We start from the raw sequence: 20,927 nt of genomic DNA, 5'->3' as shown, positions 1-20,927 counted from the left end.
AAGATGTTAGACTATAGAGTAAGAAATAGAATAGAATGGTTTTGTAAAAATAAGATAAATGATTTTACACCAACCACTTCGCCAGCACCAAAAAGCAGGACAAAAAATGAAATAGAAAGTATCGAGGAAGCGGTAAATTATTTTTAGGAAAAGGCGTAACCGAATTTGTAGTTCAAAAAAAATACATGGGTTCGTATTGCACCATTTACTTGAAAAGAAATCTTGATGAAAGCTATTTCGTTTCCAGAAATGGTTTTAAAATGGATCATATTGATGTAGAAAAAGCAATTAGCAGTTTGAAGGATTTGTATGCTAAAATGATCATTACTTTTCCAGATTTCGAAACTATTTTAATAGCTTCAGAATTATTGCCTTGGAAGGTTTTAGGAGCAGGATTAATCGAAAAAGAATTTATAGGATATTATGATGCCTTAAAGACACATAATGTGTATTTGCAATCTTCAGGACTACTTGAAAAATTAGAAAGTATGAGAGAATCTGAATTGTTTACAACATACATTTAGATAAAAAACAATTAACTAAAAAGGAATTCGGCAGTAAACACAAATCACATATTGTTCGTCAGTACGAAGCTTCGGGAATTGTAAAAATACCGAATGTTGCCAAACAGGATGAATCATTAAAGGTGTTTCAGAATCAGATCAATACATTTGGAAATGAAGCCGAATTGCATTTTAAACCGTTTACGATTTTAAAAGTGGTTAATATTGGTGGAGATGAAGTAATACCAAATTCTAATTTGACTTATGAATTTGGTAAACGATGACACTTTTTTGCATTTAGAAATTACCAGTGCTAACAAAGAAGAAAAGCTAAAGGAAATGTATTCGTTTTTTGAAAAACTAACTAATGAGAATGAAGAAGGCATAATGATTAAACCAGTTCAGAATTACATTAAAAATTTGCCACCGTGTTTTAAAGTCAGAAATAACAATTATCTAACGATGATTTACGGAGTGAACTTTCATCAGGATTTTGATCATTATTTAGAGAAAAGGAATGTAAAGAAGAAGTTAGAATAATCGATAAATGGTTGGGAAATCAATCAGAAAATGCTTCAGATTCCGTATAAAGATTTAGAAGAAGAAAATTACTTGATGCGTTTATTGCTCTTGAAGCGAATCAATAACGAAGAAATAGAAAAAACATTAGATCCAAGATTATAACAAAATGAAAAAGATACCAACATTAACGATACTTACGGGTTGTCCAGCATCAGGGAAAGTACCTTCGCCGAGTGGAAAGTGCGAACGGAACCTAAAACGATGAGAATAAGCCGTGATGAAATTAGGTTTTCGCAATTTCAGGAAGCTATGGATCCGGCATATGAAAGTATGATTTCTAAAATTGTTAACGGGCAAATAAAAACCTTGCTTTCAAATGGATGGAATGTTATTCTGGATACTTGTAATGTAAAGTTAGAATACATCAAACAGCCTATAAACGATTTCTCTGAAATGGCTAATATTGAATTCAAATTGTTTGATTTACCGTTAGCAGAACTTTTGATTCGAAACGGAAAAAGAGATCGAAAAGTACCAAAAAAAGTGATTGAAAATATGTACCATCAATTGCAAAAAACAAAAGAAAAGTTTGATTTTAAATCAATAAGAAAAGTGAATACAAATTTAGAATACGCAATCCAAAATCCAGAATTGCCAAAAGCAATTATCTGCGATCTAGACGGAACATTGGCATTGATGAACGGGAGAAATCCTTTTGATGCAAGTAAATGCGATCAGGATGAATTAAATGAACCAGTAGCTAATGTGTTGAGAAACTACAAGAAATTAGGATATGAGATATTGTTGGTTTCAGGTAGAGAAGATAGATACAAAGAACCAACGTTGAGGTTTCTAGAAAAACATACAATAGAATTTGATGACCTGATCATGCGAAAAAGTCAGGATAACCGAAAAGATTCTATCGTAAAAACAGAAATTTATAATGATTTTATCAAAGATAAATACTTTGTAGAGTTTGTTCTCGATGATAGAAACCAAGTAGTAGATACATGGCGAAAAGATCTGAAATTACCATGCTTCCAAGTGTATTATGGGGATTTTTAAATTAAAGGTGCTTAGGTTCTAAGTTGCTAAGATACTAAGGTAAAAAAACTTTGCGACTCTGCGCCTTTGCGAGATTAAAAACAAAAAATAATAAAAAATAAATTTAAGGTAACGGGAGGAAAAAAAACTTAGCATCTTAGCCTCTCAGAACCTTAGTATCTAAAAAAAAAATGAAAACATATATAGATATCGGAATTAATTTAACCAATAAACAATTCCACAATGACATAGACGATGTCATACAAAATGCATTAGATGCCGATGTATCGCAAATGATACTAACAGGAACAAGCGTAAAAAATAGTGAAGCTTCGGCTGAACTAGCAAAAGAATATCCAGGAATATTATACGCAACAGCTGGAATTCATCCGCATGATGCGAAAAGTTTTGATGCGCAAAGCATCTCAAAACTACGAAACTTATTAAAACAGAAACAGGTAGTTTCGGTAGGCGAGTGCGGACTCGATTTTGATCGTGACTTTTCGCCAAGAAACGTACAAGAAACCTGTTACAAAGCACAATTAGAATTAGCAATCGAAGTTCAGAAGCCATTGTTCCTGCACGAAAGAGCTGCTTTTACACGATTTATGAGTATTACAAAAGACTATTTGCCACAATTGCCAAAAGCGGTGGTGCATTGTTTTACAGGAAGCTTACAAGAAGCCAAAACCTATCTCGATAACGGATTCTATCTTGGTTTTACAGGAGCAATATCCGACAGCAAACGTTTTGACCATTTAAAAGAAGTGATTCAATACGTACCGCTAGATCGAATGATGATAGAAACCGATGCGCCATTCATGCTTCCAAAAAACGTTCCTAACAATCTCTTGAAGAAATACCACGAACGCCGTTGCGAACCTGCTTTTCTGCCTTTTGTAGCAACAACAGTAGCGCAGTTTAAAGGAATCTCGGGAATTGTAGTTGCAGACGAAACAACTAGGAATGCTAAAGAGTTTTTTGGGATTTAGAATTAAAAATTTAATTTGTCTTAACCGCAAATTTGCAAATTTATCTTGTGAGTTTGTGGTTTTTTATTTGTTAATTTGGGATCGTATTACATCTAATAAGTGCCAAAAAAATCAATTAAACTTAAAAATTTTAACAGATAAAAAATAAATCGATTAATGAGTCTTAAATCAGTATACTTTCAAAGTAATAAAATAATCTTGCTTGTATTTATTGTCTTAGCATTTTCATGTAAAAAAGAAGTAAAAGCAGTACATAAAAAGAGTATTAAAGACACCATTTCGGCTGTAGAGCCAGAAGAGGAAAAAGTAATTCCGACCGAAATAGAAAGTAACCTTTTAAAAAGACTTATTAAGGAGGAGATTGGCACCCAGAAATATAAGGAAATGCAAATATCCGAATCGCCTTATTATGTTTCATTTGCAAATGATGGCGACCCTTATACAGTTTCATTTTCAATTTTTGAAAAAGGAGATTTTAATAATGATGGAATCATTGATTATGTAATTAACAGATCATCTGAAGGAATGTTGGGAGGAAATGCAAACACAAATCAAGATTTTATTTTTTATATTATGAAAGATGAAATTAAGGAGAAAGAATCGCATAGTATTCTGGGATACGCTCCTTTTTCTTATAATATAATTGACGAAGCAAATTTTATTGGAAATAAATTTAAAATTAAGGTTACACAAAATTTCAGAACGTATTCTAATTCTGTAGAAAATTTAAAATCGGCTTCATTATCATTTATATACAAGAATGGTAATCTATATGAAGAATCGTATTTGTCGAGTTGCAAAGTTGCAAAATTAAAATCTAAAACCATTTTTAATGCTATTCCTGGAGTAGAAAAACGAACCAGAAGTATCGAAATGCATAATTATACAGAAACTATTGAAGAGATTTATAAAAAGAATGATACTATAATTACTGCAAGTGTAGGAGGTTGCGACAATTTAGAGTTAAATTTCACTACGTTTTATAAAGTAGAACCAGATATAATAAACGATACAGAATTTAAAAAGGAAACTGCTTTACAATTATTAGAATTCTTAGCTAAGAATACCCAGTTTTCAAAAGAAATTAATGTTGCAATAAACTATTATCAAAACAATCCTTTAGCTAACGAATATGTCGAAAAGATAAAAGGTTATGGATTTAGAGTTTTAATTGATAAAGATGAGGACCGCAAAGGAGAATTAAGATTTTTAGTTCAAATCGGAAAAACGGATAATCCATATCAAAAAGAGAATTGGGAAATTACAACACGCAATAAAAAACCAACAAAAGTTGATGATGAATATTAGTCTTGATGAGGTTCGTTTTTTAGAAGTATAATAAAATATTAATTAAGGATTGTTTAAAATAGCATATAGATGAGAAAGGTAATTTGTGGTTTTGTTTTAGTTTTTACTTTGTTTTCTTGTAATAAAGAATTGACCGCACAGCAGAAAGTATTTTTAGATTTTGCAAAATTAGAAGATTCCTATTCAGGAGGAGGGGTTTTTTATAATTTAGATTTATATAGTAGTTATACTGACGAACCTGTTTATAATGATAGTATTTTTAATTTCGAAAAATTAAAAGCAGAATTACAAGGTTCTACAAAGATTTTTAAAAATGATAATGGAAATATTACAATAGATCATTCAGAAGTAAGTAGCATACAATATCCATTTAAACTTGTATTAACCAAAGAACAATCTAATTCTTACAATGTAAAAGTGTTAATTTTTATACCAGATGGATATGAACGGTTTTCTATTGATGAATCTAATATAGGCGAAAAAATTTCTAAAGATGGAGTGAATATAACCGTATTAGATTTTAGAAATGATGCAGCAACACTAGCGATTGAAAATACGTCTAAAAAAAGTGATTATTCATATACATATGGGAAAAGAAATGAAAAAAAGGAAAAGGATTCTTTGAATAAAATAGCCGTGGGTTATAATGATTATTTGTTTAGAAACGAAAGGCTCGAAATTCCAAATTATAGATATAGTAAAGAAAGCACAAATGGCCAAAATACAGAGATGCAATTTGATTTTGACAGATTAAATATGAGTTTACTAGATGATGATGGTAAAACTATTGAAAGCGAAGGACGAATTACAGATTTTAGACATTATTTATGGTATCGAAATCATGATATGCCTTATCCAGATATGAGGAGTTCGTATTTTGATCTAAAAAACAGATATAAAGAAGAAGATAAAAACCCTAATCATTTGTATAATGGGATTGATATAATCACTATACGAGGTTTAGGAAAAATTAAGAAGCTCAATTTCTTTTTACGATCTAATAAAGGTCAAGTTAAGACAATTGACTTGGGAGCAATACCAGTTCTGGAAAAGAAAGAAGAAGATAAAGAAGAAGATAAAGAATATGCATATTATTCTAAATATAGAAGTTTTACGAATTTAAATGATTCTATTGTAAGAAATGATTTGAAAATAGGGATTTCAACTTTAAAAAAAGAGAATTCATATATGATTTATGCTTCATTGCCATCTAAATACTCCGGAAATTTAAATTTTTCATTTTCTGATATGTATTTAAAAACAAGTGAAAAAGACTCGCTAAGGATATTTAATTATGAAAGCGCGATGTCTAGAATAGATATATTTGGACAATATTCTCCTTCTAATATTACCGCAATTGAAATAGAGAATCAAAACAATGCTTATGACAATGTTGTAGGGGGAATTAATATACGCAAACCCATATATGAAGAAAAAAAATATGAGATTAATAATTTGCCTAAAGGATATATTTATAATATTAAAAATAAATCGTTGAAAATTAAATTTGAAGAAGGTTATTATGGAGATTATAATATATATGGAGTTGCAAATTTAAATTCTAAGAAAGCAATACCTAATAGTATAGATATAATAAAGGGTGATCAAATTCAGTGTAAGTTTAAAAACACACCATCACATATAATTATACAACATAGAATAGGAAAAACAGATATTACTGTCCCATTCAACCTCAAAATGTTGAAAAAACAAGAACAATAAAAAAACTTAAAGTTTGCTTTTGTTGCAGGAATTGTTGCAGAGTTTAAAGGAGTCTCGGGAATTATAGTTGCAGAGGAAACTACGAGGAATGCTAAAGAGTTTTTTGGGATTTAGCATTTCCTAACAGGTTTCTAAAACCTGTTAGGTATTGTGTTAGATATTTATTTGTTGGCTTTTAAATCAGGTATTTTTACGGGGTTTGAAGGCTATTTGTTTTGGTTATATTTGGAAAATTTTAATTAATATCCCATATTTACAATTCAGTTAAATATATATATGCGTATAATTCATCTTTCAGATATACATCTCTCAGAAAGTAATTATTTAGAATTTAAAAATAATTATCTTAATGCTTTAATTAACGACTTGTTATCATATAATAGGACAAAAAAAATAGATATAATTGTAATAACTGGTGATTTAGTAGATAAAGGCGGTCATTCTTTATATAAAATTGATGGTTATGAAGATAAAGCAATTTATCCAAGTCCATATGATATTTTTGAAGAGATTTTTATAAAACCTATTATTTCTGCATTAGCATTTTCTAAGGAAAACTTTCTTTTTATACCTGGTAATCATGATATTGATGAAAATAAAATTTTACTTAAAGAAGAGTATGATTTGGTTAAAAATATAAATATTGGAAATACATATAATTATCTAAAAGAAAATACAACCCTTAAGCATAGTCATAGGATTAAAGAATTCAAAGAATTTGAGTTTAAATTTCATAATGGTAATAATGACTATAGATTTTCAAATAATCAATCTACATATATTTATAATTACAGCGGTATTAATATTGGCTTTTTATTAGTTAATGATTCATGGAGATGTAAGAGTATTAAATTGCAAAACGATAGTGATTTATTTTTTGGTATGCAGCAATTACACGATGGATTAAATCGATTAAAAGAAGCTGATGCAAAATTAAACATTTTATTATTTCATCATTCAATAGATAATTTTATTGAGAAAGAAGATATTGAAGGGTTTTTAATTAGAAATGATATAGAAATTATGTTATATGGGCATTATCATTCGAATAAAACAAATATTTTTTATAGCCCTCATGGAAATTGTCATGGATTTAGAAGTCGTGCATCCCTTTTAAATCCTAATGAAACAAATAGTGAGTATAAGTCAGGTTATCAAGTTTTTGATATTGATTTATTAGGGTATAGAATAATTGAGATTCACTATAGAGTATATAATAATAGACCAGATTCCAAGATATTTATATTTGATAATACAATTGGCGATGGAGGAATTGATAAAAATAAGAGTAATAGTTTTAAAGGATTTGAATTGTATAGAGAAAACCGAACTCCAGTTTTAAGTAAAATATTAAATCAAAATCAATTTAAATCATGAATGAAAATTATTATGAACCAAGGCATATAATTAAATCAAACAAAAAATCTTTAAATTTTTATTTTGATGATAATAATAGTTCTAAAACTTTAGAAGATAATATTTTTGAATATGACAAAATTGTATTGTTAGGAAATCCTGGCATTGGTAAATCTAGAGAATTGCAAAATTTATTTATATCTCTATGGAATAAAATTGATGTAAATGGAATAGTTCTTTTTTCTATAAATTTAAAAAATTTTAGACCAATAAATAAATTTGAAGATTTAATAGGTTATCCTGAATGGCAATCGCTTCCGCAAATGATATTCATATTAGATGGGCTAGATGAAATAGCTGAAATTTCAGATTTTTTATCAGCTTTTGAAATATTTTTAAATCAGCACAAATTGTCCAATTTTAAATATGTAATAAGTTGTAGAACAAATATTTTTGAAAAGTATCTTGTAAATATTTCAGAATTTGAAACCTTTTATTTAAAAGATTTAAATTTTGAGCAATGAGGTTCAATTTTAAAAAAGAAATTTAGTATACATTTAGACAAATTATCTCTTCTAGACAAGCATTATCAATATTTAAAATCTCCTTTTTTTTTAAATTTATTTGCTGAATATTATTTATCTGAGAAAAAATTACCTGATTCCGATGCTATAATGTGGGAAATATATGTTGATAAACATTTAGAAAACCATAAAAATAAGATTGTAAAACAAAGATTCTTAGATATTCCTCAAGAGATAAAAAATTTAAAAAAAATAGCTTTCGTAAATGAATTTCAACAAAAGAACTTTATAACATCAGCCGAATTAAATGAATTAATTGGCTCTGATTATGTTAAATTAACTGAAACACCTTTTTTCATTAATCTTGAAAAAGAACAAGAAAAATTTAGTTTTGAACATAGGCAATTACAAGAGTATTTTGTTGCGAAAACTCTTTCGGAGAAGCAGTTTGAAGAGATATTATCAATTATTAATATTCAAATTGTAGATAAAGTACATCCTACATTATTTAATGCAATATCTTTTTTAATTAATCTAATGGACGATGGTAAGTCTAGAAATCAATTAATAGAATGGATTGAAAAAAATCAAATAGAGTTAATTATAAAGGCTGATTCTGATAGAATAACTGAAGATTTAAGAATTAAAGTTTTTCAAAAATATTTTATTGATAGATGTATTGAAAAGACATACTGGATTACCACAGACCAAAACTTCAGTATTGATGAAATTGCTGAATTTTCTGATTGTTATGTTAATTTTAAATTTTTAATTGATATAATTAATGATAGAAACAAACAATTTAGGGCTAGAATTTCTGCTTTGAGTTTACTAGGATATTTTAATAATATACCTACAACAAGTAATGATTTTTTTAAATCTTTTTTAATAGATAATCTTAAAGCATCAGATAATTCAAAACAGATAAAATCGGCAATGCTTCAATGCATATCTAAGAAAAGATTTACTATTGATGATGAAAATTATCTTAAAAAGTTATTAGAAATTTTTAAAAGTGAAACGAGTAAGGAAATTAACGTGGAGCTCTTGAAAATAATTAATGGACTTGAAGATATCGATAAATATGCAGGTTTTATTATGGAAGAATTTTTAAGGGAAAATAATATCGAACCAAGAGATGAAAAAGATGAAGTTGTTAGAGGAAATAGCTATATATTAAGTCAGTTAATATTAAAACTTAGAGATGTTGATAAATTCATCGATTTGGCAAAATACTTTTTTTGACTCCAGAATTAATGTTAATATTTATTCTGGAGATCTAGAAGATTTAATTGAAAAATGTGTTGAATTTGATAAAATTGACAATGAGTTTATTATTAAGTTATTAAAGCAAATTGATATTAAAACTCGAAATTTTTATTTAGATAGACCTTTACAGCAATTAATTTCAAAGATAGATGTTAAATCAATTAATGAGATTTCTAAATATATATTAGAAAATTTTAATTTTCAAAACACTAATTATCTTTTATCAACTTTGATGAATGAGGAGAACATCTGGTATGTTATTGATAAATTTAAAATAGAAAATGAAATTGAATTAAATGAAATTGAATACTTTAGAAACGCTCTAGTAAAAAATTCAGATAAAAATTTAGCAAAACTTTTTAATGATGAAATGATTAAGAAGGGTTTTGAATTTAACGAAGCATTACTTTCAGAAGAAGAAATATTAAAAATAAAAGAAGTTTATGAAAATAAACATCAGAAAAACTTTGATTTATTATTTGATAAAGAACTTCTACTTAAGGAATTTGAAAATCTTTTTAATGAAAATGGGGATAAGATTAGTGCTGAAATGTACTATGAAATTAATCAGAATTGGTATTTTAAAAACGGACATGGAAATATTATTGATGGAGTAATTGAAATTTTAGGAAGATTGATTCATAATTTTTCAGAACAAATTGAATTAAGTGATGTTAAGGAACAAATAGATAACGACGATTTCATTATTGAAGAGATAAAGTATAATTTACAAAATGATAGGAAGGTATCAAAAATCATAGTTTCAGAATTTCAAAAAGAGTTTATAAATAAATGGATACAGAAAGCTGTAAAAGAAGTTAATTTTAATTTAATTGTTAAAAATAATTCTGGAGGCTACTCATTTTTGGATGATTATACTAGGTGGGAATATGTTATATATTTTTCGAGAGCTTTAGATTTTATAATACCCCAAGAATTTTTATTAAATTCTTTAGCCATTCCAGATGTAAAAAAATATAATGATGATAAAACTCTATTTGATTATTTAAAGGAGAAAATTAAGGATGAAAAGGCTTTCGATAGAGAAATAGAAAACAATCTAAAAAAAGATAATCTCTCTAGCTTTGTTGTAGATAAATATATTGAGTACGTTATTGAAAAGCCACTAAAATCATCATTGAAATATGTTAGAATTCAATTGTTAAAAGAAGATTAGAGAATATAATTTGGAGAAAAAGTTATACAATTTTTATAAATTAGAACATGATGTCGCTTTTTTGAAAGAATGTTCTATTAATATTAATAGTTACAAAAGTTGGGATGCAATTTCTGTTTTAATGCAAGAAAAAATAGAACAGAATTATTGTATTTCAAAAGCAATTGAATATTTAGAAAAAATTAGTTTAAATCTAGATTTAGATAGGAGATTTATTTCCAACTCTTTAAATGTACTTTTTGAATTAAATAGTATAGAAGCTATACGATATTATTTACTATTTTTAAATGTTGATTTATATGCATCTGCTAATTCTAACTATTTTGCAAATTATGATGCAGTTGAAGATTATAGTATATTAGAGTCTTTCTTTGATAAAATTTATTTATATGATGAATTTGACAGAGCATTTAATAATTCAATAACTTTTTTAAATCAATATGTTTTAATTTATCAAAAAATCCAAATTCTTACCACAAGACACAAGCCATTTTATTGGATATAAGAAGCAAACTAATTGAGAGTAATAATAGTAATGGTATTTTTCATATTAATTTATTAATAGATAATTCTAATAATAGTTATTATATAGCAGAATCAAGTCCATTGACTTTTAGTAAAGCATGTGAGAAGGTAAATGAAATTGTAAATTAATTAAGGTTTTACTTTCTGTTGTTGGTGAAGTTCTTGACTTTGTAGCAAATAAGATTATCAATAATCTAAATTTCAGAAAAAAATGCGCAATTCACATTGCGCATTTTATATATAAAAAATTCTCTTATTGAGAATATTATTTCCCTTTCATCAATTTTTCTAAAAATTCAACCTTATCTTTTTCAGCTTGAACCAAACGTTCGTAAAGTTCCACAACTTTATCAAGAGGATTGAAAGTACAATGATTATTTTGAGTACTTCCTTGAGCACCAGTATTTGAACTATTATCGTAAAAATTATTGAAGAAATTAAAAACAGATTCTTCCGAAAAGTTTTCAATAGCTTCTACTGTAACGCCAAGTGCTTTTGCAATTTCAACCAGTTTTTTAGCATCAACTTCTTCGCTTCCTTCAATTCCGGAAATGGCTTGTTGGTTTGAACCAATTGCCTGCGCAAGTGCTTCTTGTTTCATACCACGAAGTTCTCTGATTCGGCTAATATTTCTGCCAATGTGTTTTGGTTTAGTTGCTGTGCTCATAAATTCAAAGGTATTAAAATTTTTTAAAAAAAATAGAGATTCGTAAAAAACGCGTTTGATTTGGTAAAGAGTAAAATTATGTTTCTTCTTATTTGAATTAAATTATTTTATATAAAACCCAACTCTTTAAGAAACCATCATTTTCACTCCTAGGATATGCTTGCAGATTCCTCTTTTACCTTGATAAGCAGTAAACCAATCACAAGTACATCTTTGGTTTAATCCTTCAATAATCACTTTGTGTATTACGCCCGAACCTTTTACTTTGGCTTCGATATAATCGGCTCTGCGTTCTACGATTTCAATGTCTTCATTATCGATTAACTTTTTGGCATTTTTAAGCCTTGGATTTAAAGACAAAATACGCTCGGTTTTAAAAGGAAGACGTCTATAGAAATGCGCCTTTTCGCTTAAATCATAACCTAATAATCCCATTGAGGATAAATTAGAAGTAAGATTATCCATAGTGCCAAAATCAATATCGTTTTCTATAGAAAGCATCGTAGGATCAAAAGTTTCATTTGATTTGAGTAAGCTGTTTAAACCATAAACCCATTCTATCGGTAAGTTTTCGGTCATGGTTTCGGAAACATTTCCTTCGCCTGAAAATCCGCGGTACGAATCGGGAGAAAAAGCCATTAACAATTGCATTTTCCCAAATTCAGAAACTATCGCACAAGTCTGTTTGTCTGAAGATTCATAGATATAAATTTTATCTACTATTGCCAGAATTCCTTCTAATAATCGCAAACGCTGTACACCGCCAATTCGAACGCTGTCATTTGTAGCCAAAGTCGAGAACATGAATTTTCCTGCTCTTTTGGTGATAAAAAAATCTCCTTTTACGCTTCCCTTTGGCAAGCTTTGAAATAACTGAATGGTCTGAATTTTATTCAATTCATATTTAACATCCATATCGGCAAGATAAAGTTGCACACTTGTTAAACCTTTAATCCATCGCATAGGTAAAGTCACTTTCTTTTCGGTCACTTTAGCTTTGGTAGTAATAACTTGTACTTCTTGCTGACCAACGGCAAGAGTTACTTTTTCGTTTTTTTGAATGGCATTCAGTGCATTTAGCATTGGGTCATTAAAATCGACATTGGTCGTTCCGTTGGCAATAAATTCGCCATCAATAGCTTCGGGTTTCATGTCTAATCTTACATAAACACCATTGCAGGACGAAAATCCTTCAAAACGCAATCGTTCTGCTCCTGCCGATACAATCGGATCACGAAGACTTGGAGGAACTGGGCCAAAACTAGAACGAACCACTTTGGCAATTGTACTCCAACATTTTGCAGTAACATAAGGATCGGTTAAACTGCCCCAGAAAAAACAAGGGATATTATTAACTTCTTCTATTTCGGTTTGATGTGCCAAAACCAAATTATTAATTCCTTTGGTTTTGCTATACGTAGAGATTCCTTTATAATTATATTCTAAATCAGTCATTTTTCTTTATTTTAAAATTTGCTTAATCAATGATTTAAGCGAAGCATTATCTTTCCATTGGTCAAAGAAAACAGTTGCTTTAGGCGATGGCTTTTGATTTGTTTTGGTTAAAACATCAAGATAGTTTTCGACGATTTTTTTGAAGCTCGTTGGTAACTTGTCTTTTAGATCAAGATTTTCAAAAAAGGAATTAAACAACTTCAGTAAAGCATCGTTATGTAATGGCGAAACATCTTTTATGGCAATTAATCCATCAACCATTCGTAAGAATACGCCATATTTTCCAGTTGCTAAGAAAGCCAGTTTCTGAGCAAATACTTCCATATCAACCGCTTGTTTTTCGACCAAATTAATCAAAACCTCAGAAGCCATTAATCGGATGTCTTTCTTTTCCTGAAAGAAACTACAAGCATATAAGAGTAAAGAAGTGTCTGAAAATGTAAACTCAGGACGATTTATAATATCCAGAAAACCTTTTAAATCAGGTTTTGACCCATCGCCAGTACCACAATTTTGCAATAGCGTTATAGCAAGTGCATCATCATTTTGTGGCGTTAGACTGTGCCAGTAATTGGTATTTCCTGCAGAGTTAAGTAAATAATCCCAACTATTAGGGCGCTGATAGATATCCAGGCTGTACAATAAATAATTTGGAATTTTTGAGTAATTAGGCAAGTCAAATCGGAGTTCATACCAAGATGGAGTTCTCTCTTTTTGTTTGGTTTGATAGTTGGTCCATTCATTCCATTTTTCTTTAAATTTAACCTGAGGTACAAATGGAGAAACCACAAAAGGAACCTCTTTTAAATATGTATTTTCAAATTCGGCGAAAGTATCATTTGGATAAAATGTTCTTGCTGCTACTGCCCAAAGAGATAATATTCCAGTTTCTTTGGTTGTTTTTCCCATTGTTGCCAATAGTTTCGAAAATAGAGATTCGGAACCTAAATTTAATTTTTGATCTACTCCCAAACAAAAGGATAATAACTGTTTCAGTTCTCCTTCTATTTTATCCAATAGCGGAATAGCTTCTTCGGTATTTTCTCTTGGCATTCGCGAAATAGCAATGCTTAAATCTAGAAAATCAATTTCTTCGTTTGTATTTTGATAGGCAATAACCCTTTCTAATAAAACCTTAGGAGCAACCCAATACGGTTTATGGCTAGGAAAAGAGAGTAGTGGTAAAGCTGAATTTTCATTTATTTTTTGCTGTACTTTCTCCAATAATGGTTGTGCTAACAGCAGCGTATTGATTTTAGAATAGTGTTTATGTTTGCTATTGAATTTATTTTCGATGTTTATAATTTTATCCATCAAAAAGGTTTTTACATAATCTTTATTTACACTTTCAAAATAGCTCTTTTGCAGTTGTTTTAAATAAGGTTGTAATTGTGCTGAATAATCAGATGGAAATAAATCCCTTTGCATGATATATACGTTCAATAGAATTTCAGTATCCAGTACTTCTTCTGAACCGATAAAGTTTCCGAACTGAAACACAACGTCATTCCAATCAGTAGGAAGCTGTACTTCTTCGATAAGTAAAGCTTCTTTTTTAGGAGCAAATATATATTCTTCGAGACTAGAGTCGTCAACCGCTAAAGCTTCATTATCAATAAAATTACTTAATCCCGATTTAATATTTCCTTGCATCAAAGTAACATAAGAAGATAGTTTCTCTTTAAGTACAGCGTCTTTTTCGGTTGCAATTTTTACAATTATCTTACTCGCTCGTTCTTGTAATGCCAAATCAGAAATTACAAAAACGTCAGCTATAATTGATGCAATCGTTTTGTTTAATTTAGGGTTCGACTTACCGATTTTTTCTAAAACAGGCAGTACACTTTTGATAGCAGCTTTGCAATCACTACGCATCATTAAAGGTTCTAGCCATTCAAAAAATGATTTGGTTTTGAATTTAGGATGCTCGTACATTTTTTTAACAAGCTCGATTCCGTAACTTGTTATTGGCGGATACGGATTATGTAAATAAGAGAAAATATTTTCCTGATGGATAATAAGTTCTTCTGCTGTTACATTAAACTCTTCAATTCTTTTTCTGAAAAAAGATTTCAGGTTATTGTTCCATTCTTTGGTTTGAATCAGGATGGCATTTTCGATAAAGAAAGCGCGTTCCATTTTATTATCGTCTAATAACGATTTATAAAGTACCGCCCAAGTTTGAAATTCATCATGTGCTTGTGAATCATTATCTCTAAAAAAACTGTTATGAAGAATCGTTTCATAATTAAACAATTCTGGAATATCTCTTTGGTAAGTCAGCTTGTCATTTAAAGAATTAGTAATGAACTTTCGAGTTTTCATCTTGGCTCGCCATTCATTAGTTGCTGCTAAAGTTAAAGCATATAATTCTGGATTAAATTGTAATAAATCCTGATCTTCAAGTTTTCGTAGAATATGATAATTAAAGCCAACCCAATCTTGTTTTTTTATCTTGTCTAGAATAAAAGTTCCTATCCAGTTGGGTTTTGCCCATAATAAAACATCCAGGACTTGTTTTTTTTCGTCTATTTCGTTTAATAAATTTAGAGTTTCATCCCAGGAATTAATGTCAGTTTTATCAAATAATGCAATAGCACTTAATGTAATGATATCACTTTGTATTTTATCTCCACGGGTTCCCCATCCGTAATCATGTTTGCCTTTTTTTACGTAATCTGGATCTTTAGACAACTCAGTGTACGTCATCCAATAGCGCTTGTTTTTCTTGATGTGCTTTTTTATAGCTTCTATATAACCTTTTGATTTTTCCTGAAGAAAAGGCAATACTAAATCAATGTTTTTAGATTTTATAATGGCGTCGTATTCCTGTAAAACTAAATCAGCATTGGAACTTTTAGTCGTTTTTGGTTTTGAAGCTACAGTAACATCGCCATTTTCTGAATATCCTTTTTTTTCTTTTTCGGTTACTAATTTTTCGGCGGTTTTTAAACATTCATCAGCTGTTGCAAATTTTTTTGTTTGGGATGTACCACTGGTTCCATTTTTTCCATAAGTAACAGTATATTCTAGTCCTGTAACTTCAATTTGCCAAAATTTATCGGAATTCCCATCTATGTATTTTAGGTGTTTTTTCATGCTATTATATGAACTGAATTGATAAAGAATCTTATAATTAGATATTTTAAAAATATGGAATTATTCTGACGTAAACTAAAAATATAAGTGAGATTATTGGTCGCTATTTTTGATAGAATGATAAATGTTTCAGGATTAATTACATAGGATTATTTAATTATATTAATAAAAGACCTACATTTGCCCTCGAAATGAAAATAAAGAATCTACATATTAATCTGTCAGTAAGACAAAATAGCGATCGTTTAGAGGGATTTTACCCTGCTAAAGGCTATGGATGTGATATGTATTTTATAGAATTGAAGTGTAAATTGTAGTTTCAAATTCAACATAAAAATATAAAAGCGTCCTGATATCGGGGCGCTTTTTTTGTTTTTGATACATTTTGGCTTCGCTTAATGTGATAATAATGTGGCCCAACATGATACTAATTGGACTGGAAATAACTTTTAAATAAAAATAATTAAAAAAATAAAGGATAAAATGTTTAATGATTAAACCTAATAGCGAAATATAATCTTGAAAAGTAATCTGATGAGAGACAGTCATTTGATGCAATTAAGGATCTGCTTATATAAGCGGACAGGGATTTTTATGATTTTAAATAGAGATTAATTGTTTGATTGTCAGTAAGATAAATTTAAAAATGATTTGGATAATTGATTTTTTAGACTTTATCTTTGCCGAAGAAAATCTGGAAAACGAATTTCTAATAATGACAATGATTTCAATATATAATACAACACATAAAATGGATTTCAAACATCACACATATAACGTACAACTGCTAAACCCGAGTTTCGATCTTGGTTTTATTACAATACAGGTGCATAGATACTGGCAATAGGATAGGTATATCTTATTGAATCTTATGAAGCACCTTTAATCGGGTGCTTTTTTTATGCCCAAAAATTAAATGATTTTGTATTTCAATTGGTAGAAGGGAGGTTAATTAACCTTGAATGAAGGTTCGAGCCCTTCCAAAATCACAAGTGTTCTCTAGAAGGAACTGGCTCATTGGGGTTACTGGCTAACCTTCCCGACTGTCTCTCGGGAGAAACGGGTTCGACTCCCGTATGAGCCGCTAATTTTTTGAAGGTTTAAAGGTGCAGAGGTTCAAAGGCTCAAAGGAGCAGAGAGTTGCAAGGGTACGAAGGAATAAAGGTTTTAAAACTTTGCGGCTCTGCGACTTTGCGAGAGATTGACAAAGTATAATGAGCAAAATTATTTTCACGCAAAGACGCGAAGTCGCAAAGAAAAGGAATCAAAGCTTAGTGGCTTCGAGGCAGAATATAAAAATGGTGTTTTTAGTTTATTTGGTAAAATATCGGACTGTGAATCCGAAGAACAGGGTTCGATTCCCGAAAACACCCAAAATAACTGAGAAGATAACGGTGGTTGTTTACCCGCCTTGGACGCGGGAGGTCGTAGGTTCGAACCCTACTTCTCAGACAAGTTTTTTTAGAAGGTTCAAAGACGCAGAGGTTTTAAAACTTAGCGACTTGGCGTCTTAGCGAGAGATTGACAAAGTGCTGTTAAAGATAAGATAGCGAGCAATTTTATTGCTAAGTCGCAGAGACGCAAAGAGAAACGAAGTGTTTTGTGTTTTGATTGTAGAATATAAAAATGGTGTTTTTAGTTTATTTGGTAAAATATCGGACTGTGAATCCGAAGAACAGGGTTCGATTCCCGAAAACACCCAAAATAACTGAGAAGATAACGGTGGTTGTTTACCCGCCTTGGACGCGGGAGGTCGTAGGTTCGAACCCTACTTCTCAGACAATTTTGTTAAGGTTCAAAGACGCAGAGGTTCAAAGGTTCAAAGTGTTTAAAACTTTGCGGCTCTGCGACTTTGCGAGATATTGACAAAGTATAATGGGCAAAATTATTTTCACGCAAAGACGCGAAGTCGCAAAGAGAAAATAGAATAGACTTAGTGTCTTTGAGTCTTCGTGGCAGATTAAAAAAATAAAATATAAACAACATTAAATTATTAAAATCATGAAACAAGATTACAATAGAATTGCTTTAGTAGGTATTGAACAAGAAGAATATGATACTATAAAAGCAAGTTACTCAGGACACATTATCTGGCATCAGTCTATACCAAAAATTATAGTAAGAGAGGAAGTCCTTTATATGGAAAAGGCAAATGGTATAGGAATGTTGCCAGTAGATAAAGTAGTCTATTATGGTATTTATGATAATGATTTTGATTTTATTTCTGGTTTAGCCATCTGGAAAGGTGCTTGTTATCCTAATGCTGCTGCTATGCTTGATTGTCGATTTAAAATTCCTTGTTTGGTTAAAGCTTTATCTCTTTCAAGATTTAGCGCACCTCGAGGATTTATAAGTGCAGGAGCTTCTATAAATGTAACAGAAGATACTGTTGCTAAATGGGGAAATTGGCATTGTGGCGAAAACAAACATCGTTTTATTGGAGAATGGGAAAGTGAGTTTACAGCAACTACAGAACCTTATTATGATGGAGAAGCAGTTCGTATAATGATGATAGGAGATAGGTATTGGCAAATTAAATTAGAAGGTGATACTTGGTTAAAATCTATTCATCCTGGTAATGCTGGTTTTATGACTGTAGATCCTGATTTGCTTGCAGATACGTTGCACATTAAAAATACTTTGCAAATGGACATGATCGGGAATGATTATATCGTTGCAAAAGATGGTTCTAAATATTTGTTAGAAGTAAATCATATTCCTAATATAACACGATTTGAGGAAGTAAGACAAGCCTATTTGGAAACTATTATGGAATGGATAAAATAAGAATTTTATACTACGCAGAATAAATGCGTAGTATAATTTGAATATTTGCTCAAGAAATAAAAACACGTTCTTTTAAATAAAAATAATAAAAACCATAGACTAGATTGTTTATGGTTTTAAAAATATCAAACGAGTCTTGTTGCGTGTTTCTGTATAGCACCATTGTAGAGAACTTTTCGCGAAAGCGTATTATGTTTTTCTATGCAACTTGATTTGGAGGTTTTGATGGTTTTCCAAAAAACGATCTCCTCTATCGGTCGTGGGTTCGACTCCCACTCACAGCAATGTGATAGTTCAGTCAGGTAGAACAATAGAAAGCAGCAGGTTCGAATCCTGCGCCGGATTCAGATTCGGTTGGACGATTGGTATGTCAACAGACTTTTATCTGTGTTTAGAGCGCATCACTCTTAAAAAGATGCATAACCAAAGAAAACTGATTTGTCTTTGTCTGTGGAACTAGGATTGCAAAGTTCAAAATTTCACAATCACGATAAAACCAGTGCGAATAGCAATGTATTTTGAAAAGCTCATTTTCTTTTCGATTTGATTGTTCGAGTGATTTTTTTAGAATTTAGAATCGCTTTCACAAAATAGAATCGCAAAACAATTGGAGTTAGCAAATAACAAACTATTCGTCCGTTTTTCTCGGAGGAGAGAGACAATGAAGTTTTTTATTTTGAAAAGAAGAGAATAGATTTAAGAAAATAGAAAATATAACTAAGTTTTTTACTGGTTGGAAAACATGAAACCAAAAAAACTTTAAACAAAAATAAAAATGATAAATAGAATTAAAATTAATGCATACCAAGTAGGGTTGGTATTCGAGAACAGAAAATTGGTTAGGGTATTAGAAGATGGTTCTCACTGGATTTTGGGTAATAAAAATGTTATGATTTTTGATATGGGCTTGTCATTTCAAGCGCCATACGAGTTGAATATATTGTTGCAAAATGAAGTATTGGCTTCTATGTTAGAAATAGTTGAGGTTGCCGATAACGAAATTGTATTGCAATTTGTAAACGGTAACTTTAAAGAAGTTTTAACCGCAGGTAGATATGCTTTCTGGAAAGGTGTTGTAAAAAATGAATTTACTAAAGTAGATTTATCTAAAATTTATATCACCGAAAATATTCCAATGAATTTATTGGAGAACGCTAAATTGAGGTTGTACGCAAGAAAATTTATTGTTGCCAGCAATGATAAAGCATTGTTGTTTGTAAACGGAACTTTTACAACTGAATTAAGAGCAGGAACTCATTATTTTTGGAATAATGCAATTACTATCGAAGTAAAAACGGTTGATGCAAGACAACAACATGTTGAGATTTCAGGACAGGAATTATTGACAAAAGACAAAGCGGGATTAAGGATTAATTTCTTTGTGAGATATCAGGTTGTTGATATCATGAAAGCTTTGGTTGATAACAAAGACTTTGAAAAACAATTGTATGTTGCCATGCAACTTGCTTTGAGAGCATTCGTAGGAGGTTTAACCTTAGATGAATTGTTAGCCAAAAAAGATACGATTGCCGATGCAATTTTGGATGAAGTAACAGCTAAAATTAATGAGTTGGGATTGGTAATTTCAGATGCTGGAATCCGAGATGTAATCTTGCCAGGAGATATAAAAGAAATCATGAATCAGGTTTTGGTTGCCGAGAAAAAAGCGCAAGCTAATAGCATTATGCGAAGAGAAGAAACTGCCGCAACAAGAAGTTTGTTAAACACAGCAAAGTTGATGGAGGAAAACGAGATGTTGTGGAAATTGAAAGAAATGGAATATGTTGAAAAAATCGCTGATAAGATTGGAGAAATTACCATTTCTGGCAGCGGAAACGTCATTGGTCAATTGAAGGAAATCTTCGTGAAATAAAGACTCTTTTAAATGAAAGAGAAATTTAATTAAGATAAAAAGCAGATAATTTTTTCCTAACACATAGAAAGATAGATTTTTATTCTAAAAGAAGAGAGTCAAAG

Annotated in this window: 19 protein-coding genes and 6 tRNA genes; 22 read left to right on the top strand and 3 right to left on the bottom strand. The window is 30.1% G+C overall.

The window, feature by feature from the left end; genetic code table 11:
• Window positions 1–3: 3 nt before the first annotated feature.
• The 14 genes from AC1RYN_RS18280 to AC1RYN_RS18215 all read left to right on the top strand — a co-directional run bounded on the left by AC1RYN_RS18280 (window position 4) and on the right by AC1RYN_RS18215 (window position 11,071).
• Entirely contained in the window at window positions 4–147 is a 144-nt protein-coding gene (locus tag AC1RYN_RS18280; RefSeq protein ID WP_481808094.1) for a hypothetical protein, read from the top strand.
• A gap of 62 nt (window positions 148–209) precedes the next feature.
• Window positions 210–524: a hypothetical protein gene (locus AC1RYN_RS18275; RefSeq protein WP_481808093.1), complete on the top strand. Its 315-nt coding sequence runs from the start codon at window positions 210–212 to the stop codon at window positions 522–524.
• 122 nt (window positions 525–646) lie between these two features.
• Complete coding sequence (locus tag AC1RYN_RS18270) at window positions 647–787, top strand: hypothetical protein (RefSeq protein ID WP_481808092.1); 141 nt, start codon at window positions 647–649, stop codon at window positions 785–787.
• A complete protein-coding gene (locus AC1RYN_RS18265; RefSeq protein ID WP_481808091.1) occupies window positions 768–1,043 on the top strand; it encodes a hypothetical protein in 276 nt (91 codons plus the stop codon). Before AC1RYN_RS18270 ends, AC1RYN_RS18265 begins: the two co-directional genes overlap by 20 nt.
• A gap of 243 nt (window positions 1,044–1,286) precedes the next feature.
• Entirely contained in the window at window positions 1,287–2,090 is an 804-nt protein-coding gene (locus AC1RYN_RS18260) for a phosphatase domain-containing protein (RefSeq protein ID WP_481808090.1), read from the top strand.
• A gap of 170 nt (window positions 2,091–2,260) precedes the next feature.
• A complete protein-coding gene (locus AC1RYN_RS18255; protein ID WP_481808089.1) occupies window positions 2,261–3,061 on the top strand; it encodes a TatD family hydrolase in 801 nt (266 codons plus the stop codon).
• 156 nt (window positions 3,062–3,217) lie between these two features.
• The gene (locus tag AC1RYN_RS18250) at window positions 3,218–4,369 is read left to right on the top strand and encodes a hypothetical protein (RefSeq protein ID WP_481808088.1); all 1,152 of its coding nucleotides are present in this window, start codon (window positions 3,218–3,220) and stop codon (window positions 4,367–4,369) included.
• A 69-nt stretch (window positions 4,370–4,438) separates the two neighbouring features.
• Window positions 4,439–6,091, top strand: coding sequence for a hypothetical protein (locus AC1RYN_RS18245; RefSeq protein WP_481808087.1), 1,653 nt, complete (start codon window positions 4,439–4,441; stop codon window positions 6,089–6,091).
• Between the two features lie 276 nt (window positions 6,092–6,367).
• Complete coding sequence (locus tag AC1RYN_RS18240) at window positions 6,368–7,468, top strand: metallophosphoesterase family protein (RefSeq protein WP_481808086.1); 1,101 nt, start codon at window positions 6,368–6,370, stop codon at window positions 7,466–7,468.
• Window positions 7,465–7,971 (top strand): NACHT domain-containing protein, encoded by a 507-nt coding sequence (locus tag AC1RYN_RS18235; protein WP_481808085.1) that lies wholly within the window; start codon window positions 7,465–7,467, stop codon window positions 7,969–7,971. Before AC1RYN_RS18240 ends, AC1RYN_RS18235 begins: the two co-directional genes overlap by 4 nt.
• Before the next feature lie 150 nt (window positions 7,972–8,121).
• Entirely contained in the window at window positions 8,122–9,216 is a 1,095-nt protein-coding gene (locus AC1RYN_RS18230) for a hypothetical protein (RefSeq protein ID WP_481808084.1), read from the top strand.
• A complete protein-coding gene (locus tag AC1RYN_RS18225; protein ID WP_481808083.1) occupies window positions 9,176–10,417 on the top strand; it encodes a hypothetical protein in 1,242 nt (413 codons plus the stop codon). The genes AC1RYN_RS18230 and AC1RYN_RS18225 overlap by 41 nt, the downstream gene beginning before the upstream one ends.
• A gap of 10 nt (window positions 10,418–10,427) precedes the next feature.
• Window positions 10,428–10,922: a hypothetical protein gene (locus tag AC1RYN_RS18220; RefSeq protein ID WP_481808082.1), complete on the top strand. Its 495-nt coding sequence runs from the start codon at window positions 10,428–10,430 to the stop codon at window positions 10,920–10,922.
• Entirely contained in the window at window positions 10,913–11,071 is a 159-nt protein-coding gene (locus AC1RYN_RS18215) for a hypothetical protein (RefSeq protein ID WP_481808081.1), read from the top strand. Before AC1RYN_RS18220 ends, AC1RYN_RS18215 begins: the two co-directional genes overlap by 10 nt.
• A 136-nt stretch (window positions 11,072–11,207) precedes the next feature.
• Here the strand turns inward: AC1RYN_RS18215 and AC1RYN_RS18210 are convergent, their stop codons facing one another.
• From AC1RYN_RS18210 to AC1RYN_RS18200, 3 genes are all read right to left on the bottom strand, one after another.
• Complete coding sequence (locus AC1RYN_RS18210) at window positions 11,208–11,609, bottom strand: helix-turn-helix domain-containing protein (protein WP_481808080.1); 402 nt, start codon at window positions 11,607–11,609, stop codon at window positions 11,208–11,210.
• Window positions 11,610–11,735: 126 nt separating this feature from the next.
• Window positions 11,736–13,064, bottom strand: coding sequence for an SWIM zinc finger family protein (locus AC1RYN_RS18205; protein ID WP_481808079.1), 1,329 nt, complete (start codon window positions 13,062–13,064; stop codon window positions 11,736–11,738).
• A 6-nt stretch (window positions 13,065–13,070) separates the two neighbouring features.
• Window positions 13,071–16,163, bottom strand: a complete 3,093-nt coding sequence (locus tag AC1RYN_RS18200; protein WP_481808078.1) for a DUF6493 family protein — start codon at window positions 16,161–16,163, stop codon at window positions 13,071–13,073.
• 918 nt (window positions 16,164–17,081) lie between these two features.
• On the opposite strand from AC1RYN_RS18200, the gene AC1RYN_RS18195 reads away from it, so the two are divergent.
• The 8 genes from AC1RYN_RS18195 to AC1RYN_RS18160 all read left to right on the top strand — a co-directional run bounded on the left by AC1RYN_RS18195 (window position 17,082) and on the right by AC1RYN_RS18160 (window position 20,823).
• Window positions 17,082–17,152, top strand: a tRNA-OTHER gene (locus AC1RYN_RS18195).
• Window positions 17,153–17,174: 22 nt separating this feature from the next.
• A tRNA-Asp gene (locus AC1RYN_RS18190) sits at window positions 17,175–17,247 on the top strand.
• 217 nt (window positions 17,248–17,464) lie between these two features.
• Window positions 17,465–17,535 (top strand) — tRNA-His (locus AC1RYN_RS18185).
• Window positions 17,536–17,543: 8 nt separating this feature from the next.
• Window positions 17,544–17,615, top strand: a tRNA-Pro gene (locus AC1RYN_RS18180).
• 177 nt (window positions 17,616–17,792) lie between these two features.
• Window positions 17,793–17,863 (top strand) — tRNA-His (locus AC1RYN_RS18175).
• Between the two features lie 8 nt (window positions 17,864–17,871).
• Window positions 17,872–17,943 (top strand) — tRNA-Pro (locus tag AC1RYN_RS18170).
• Between the two features lie 221 nt (window positions 17,944–18,164).
• Complete coding sequence (locus tag AC1RYN_RS18165) at window positions 18,165–18,950, top strand: hypothetical protein (RefSeq protein ID WP_481808077.1); 786 nt, start codon at window positions 18,165–18,167, stop codon at window positions 18,948–18,950.
• A 775-nt stretch (window positions 18,951–19,725) separates the two neighbouring features.
• Window positions 19,726–20,823, top strand: a complete 1,098-nt coding sequence (locus AC1RYN_RS18160) for a slipin family protein (protein WP_481808076.1) — start codon at window positions 19,726–19,728, stop codon at window positions 20,821–20,823.
• The last annotated feature ends 104 nt before the right edge of the window (window positions 20,824–20,927 follow it).

The organism is Flavobacterium sp. TC780 (assembly GCF_056783245.1).
This window is presented reverse-complemented; position numbering and strand designations above follow the sequence as displayed.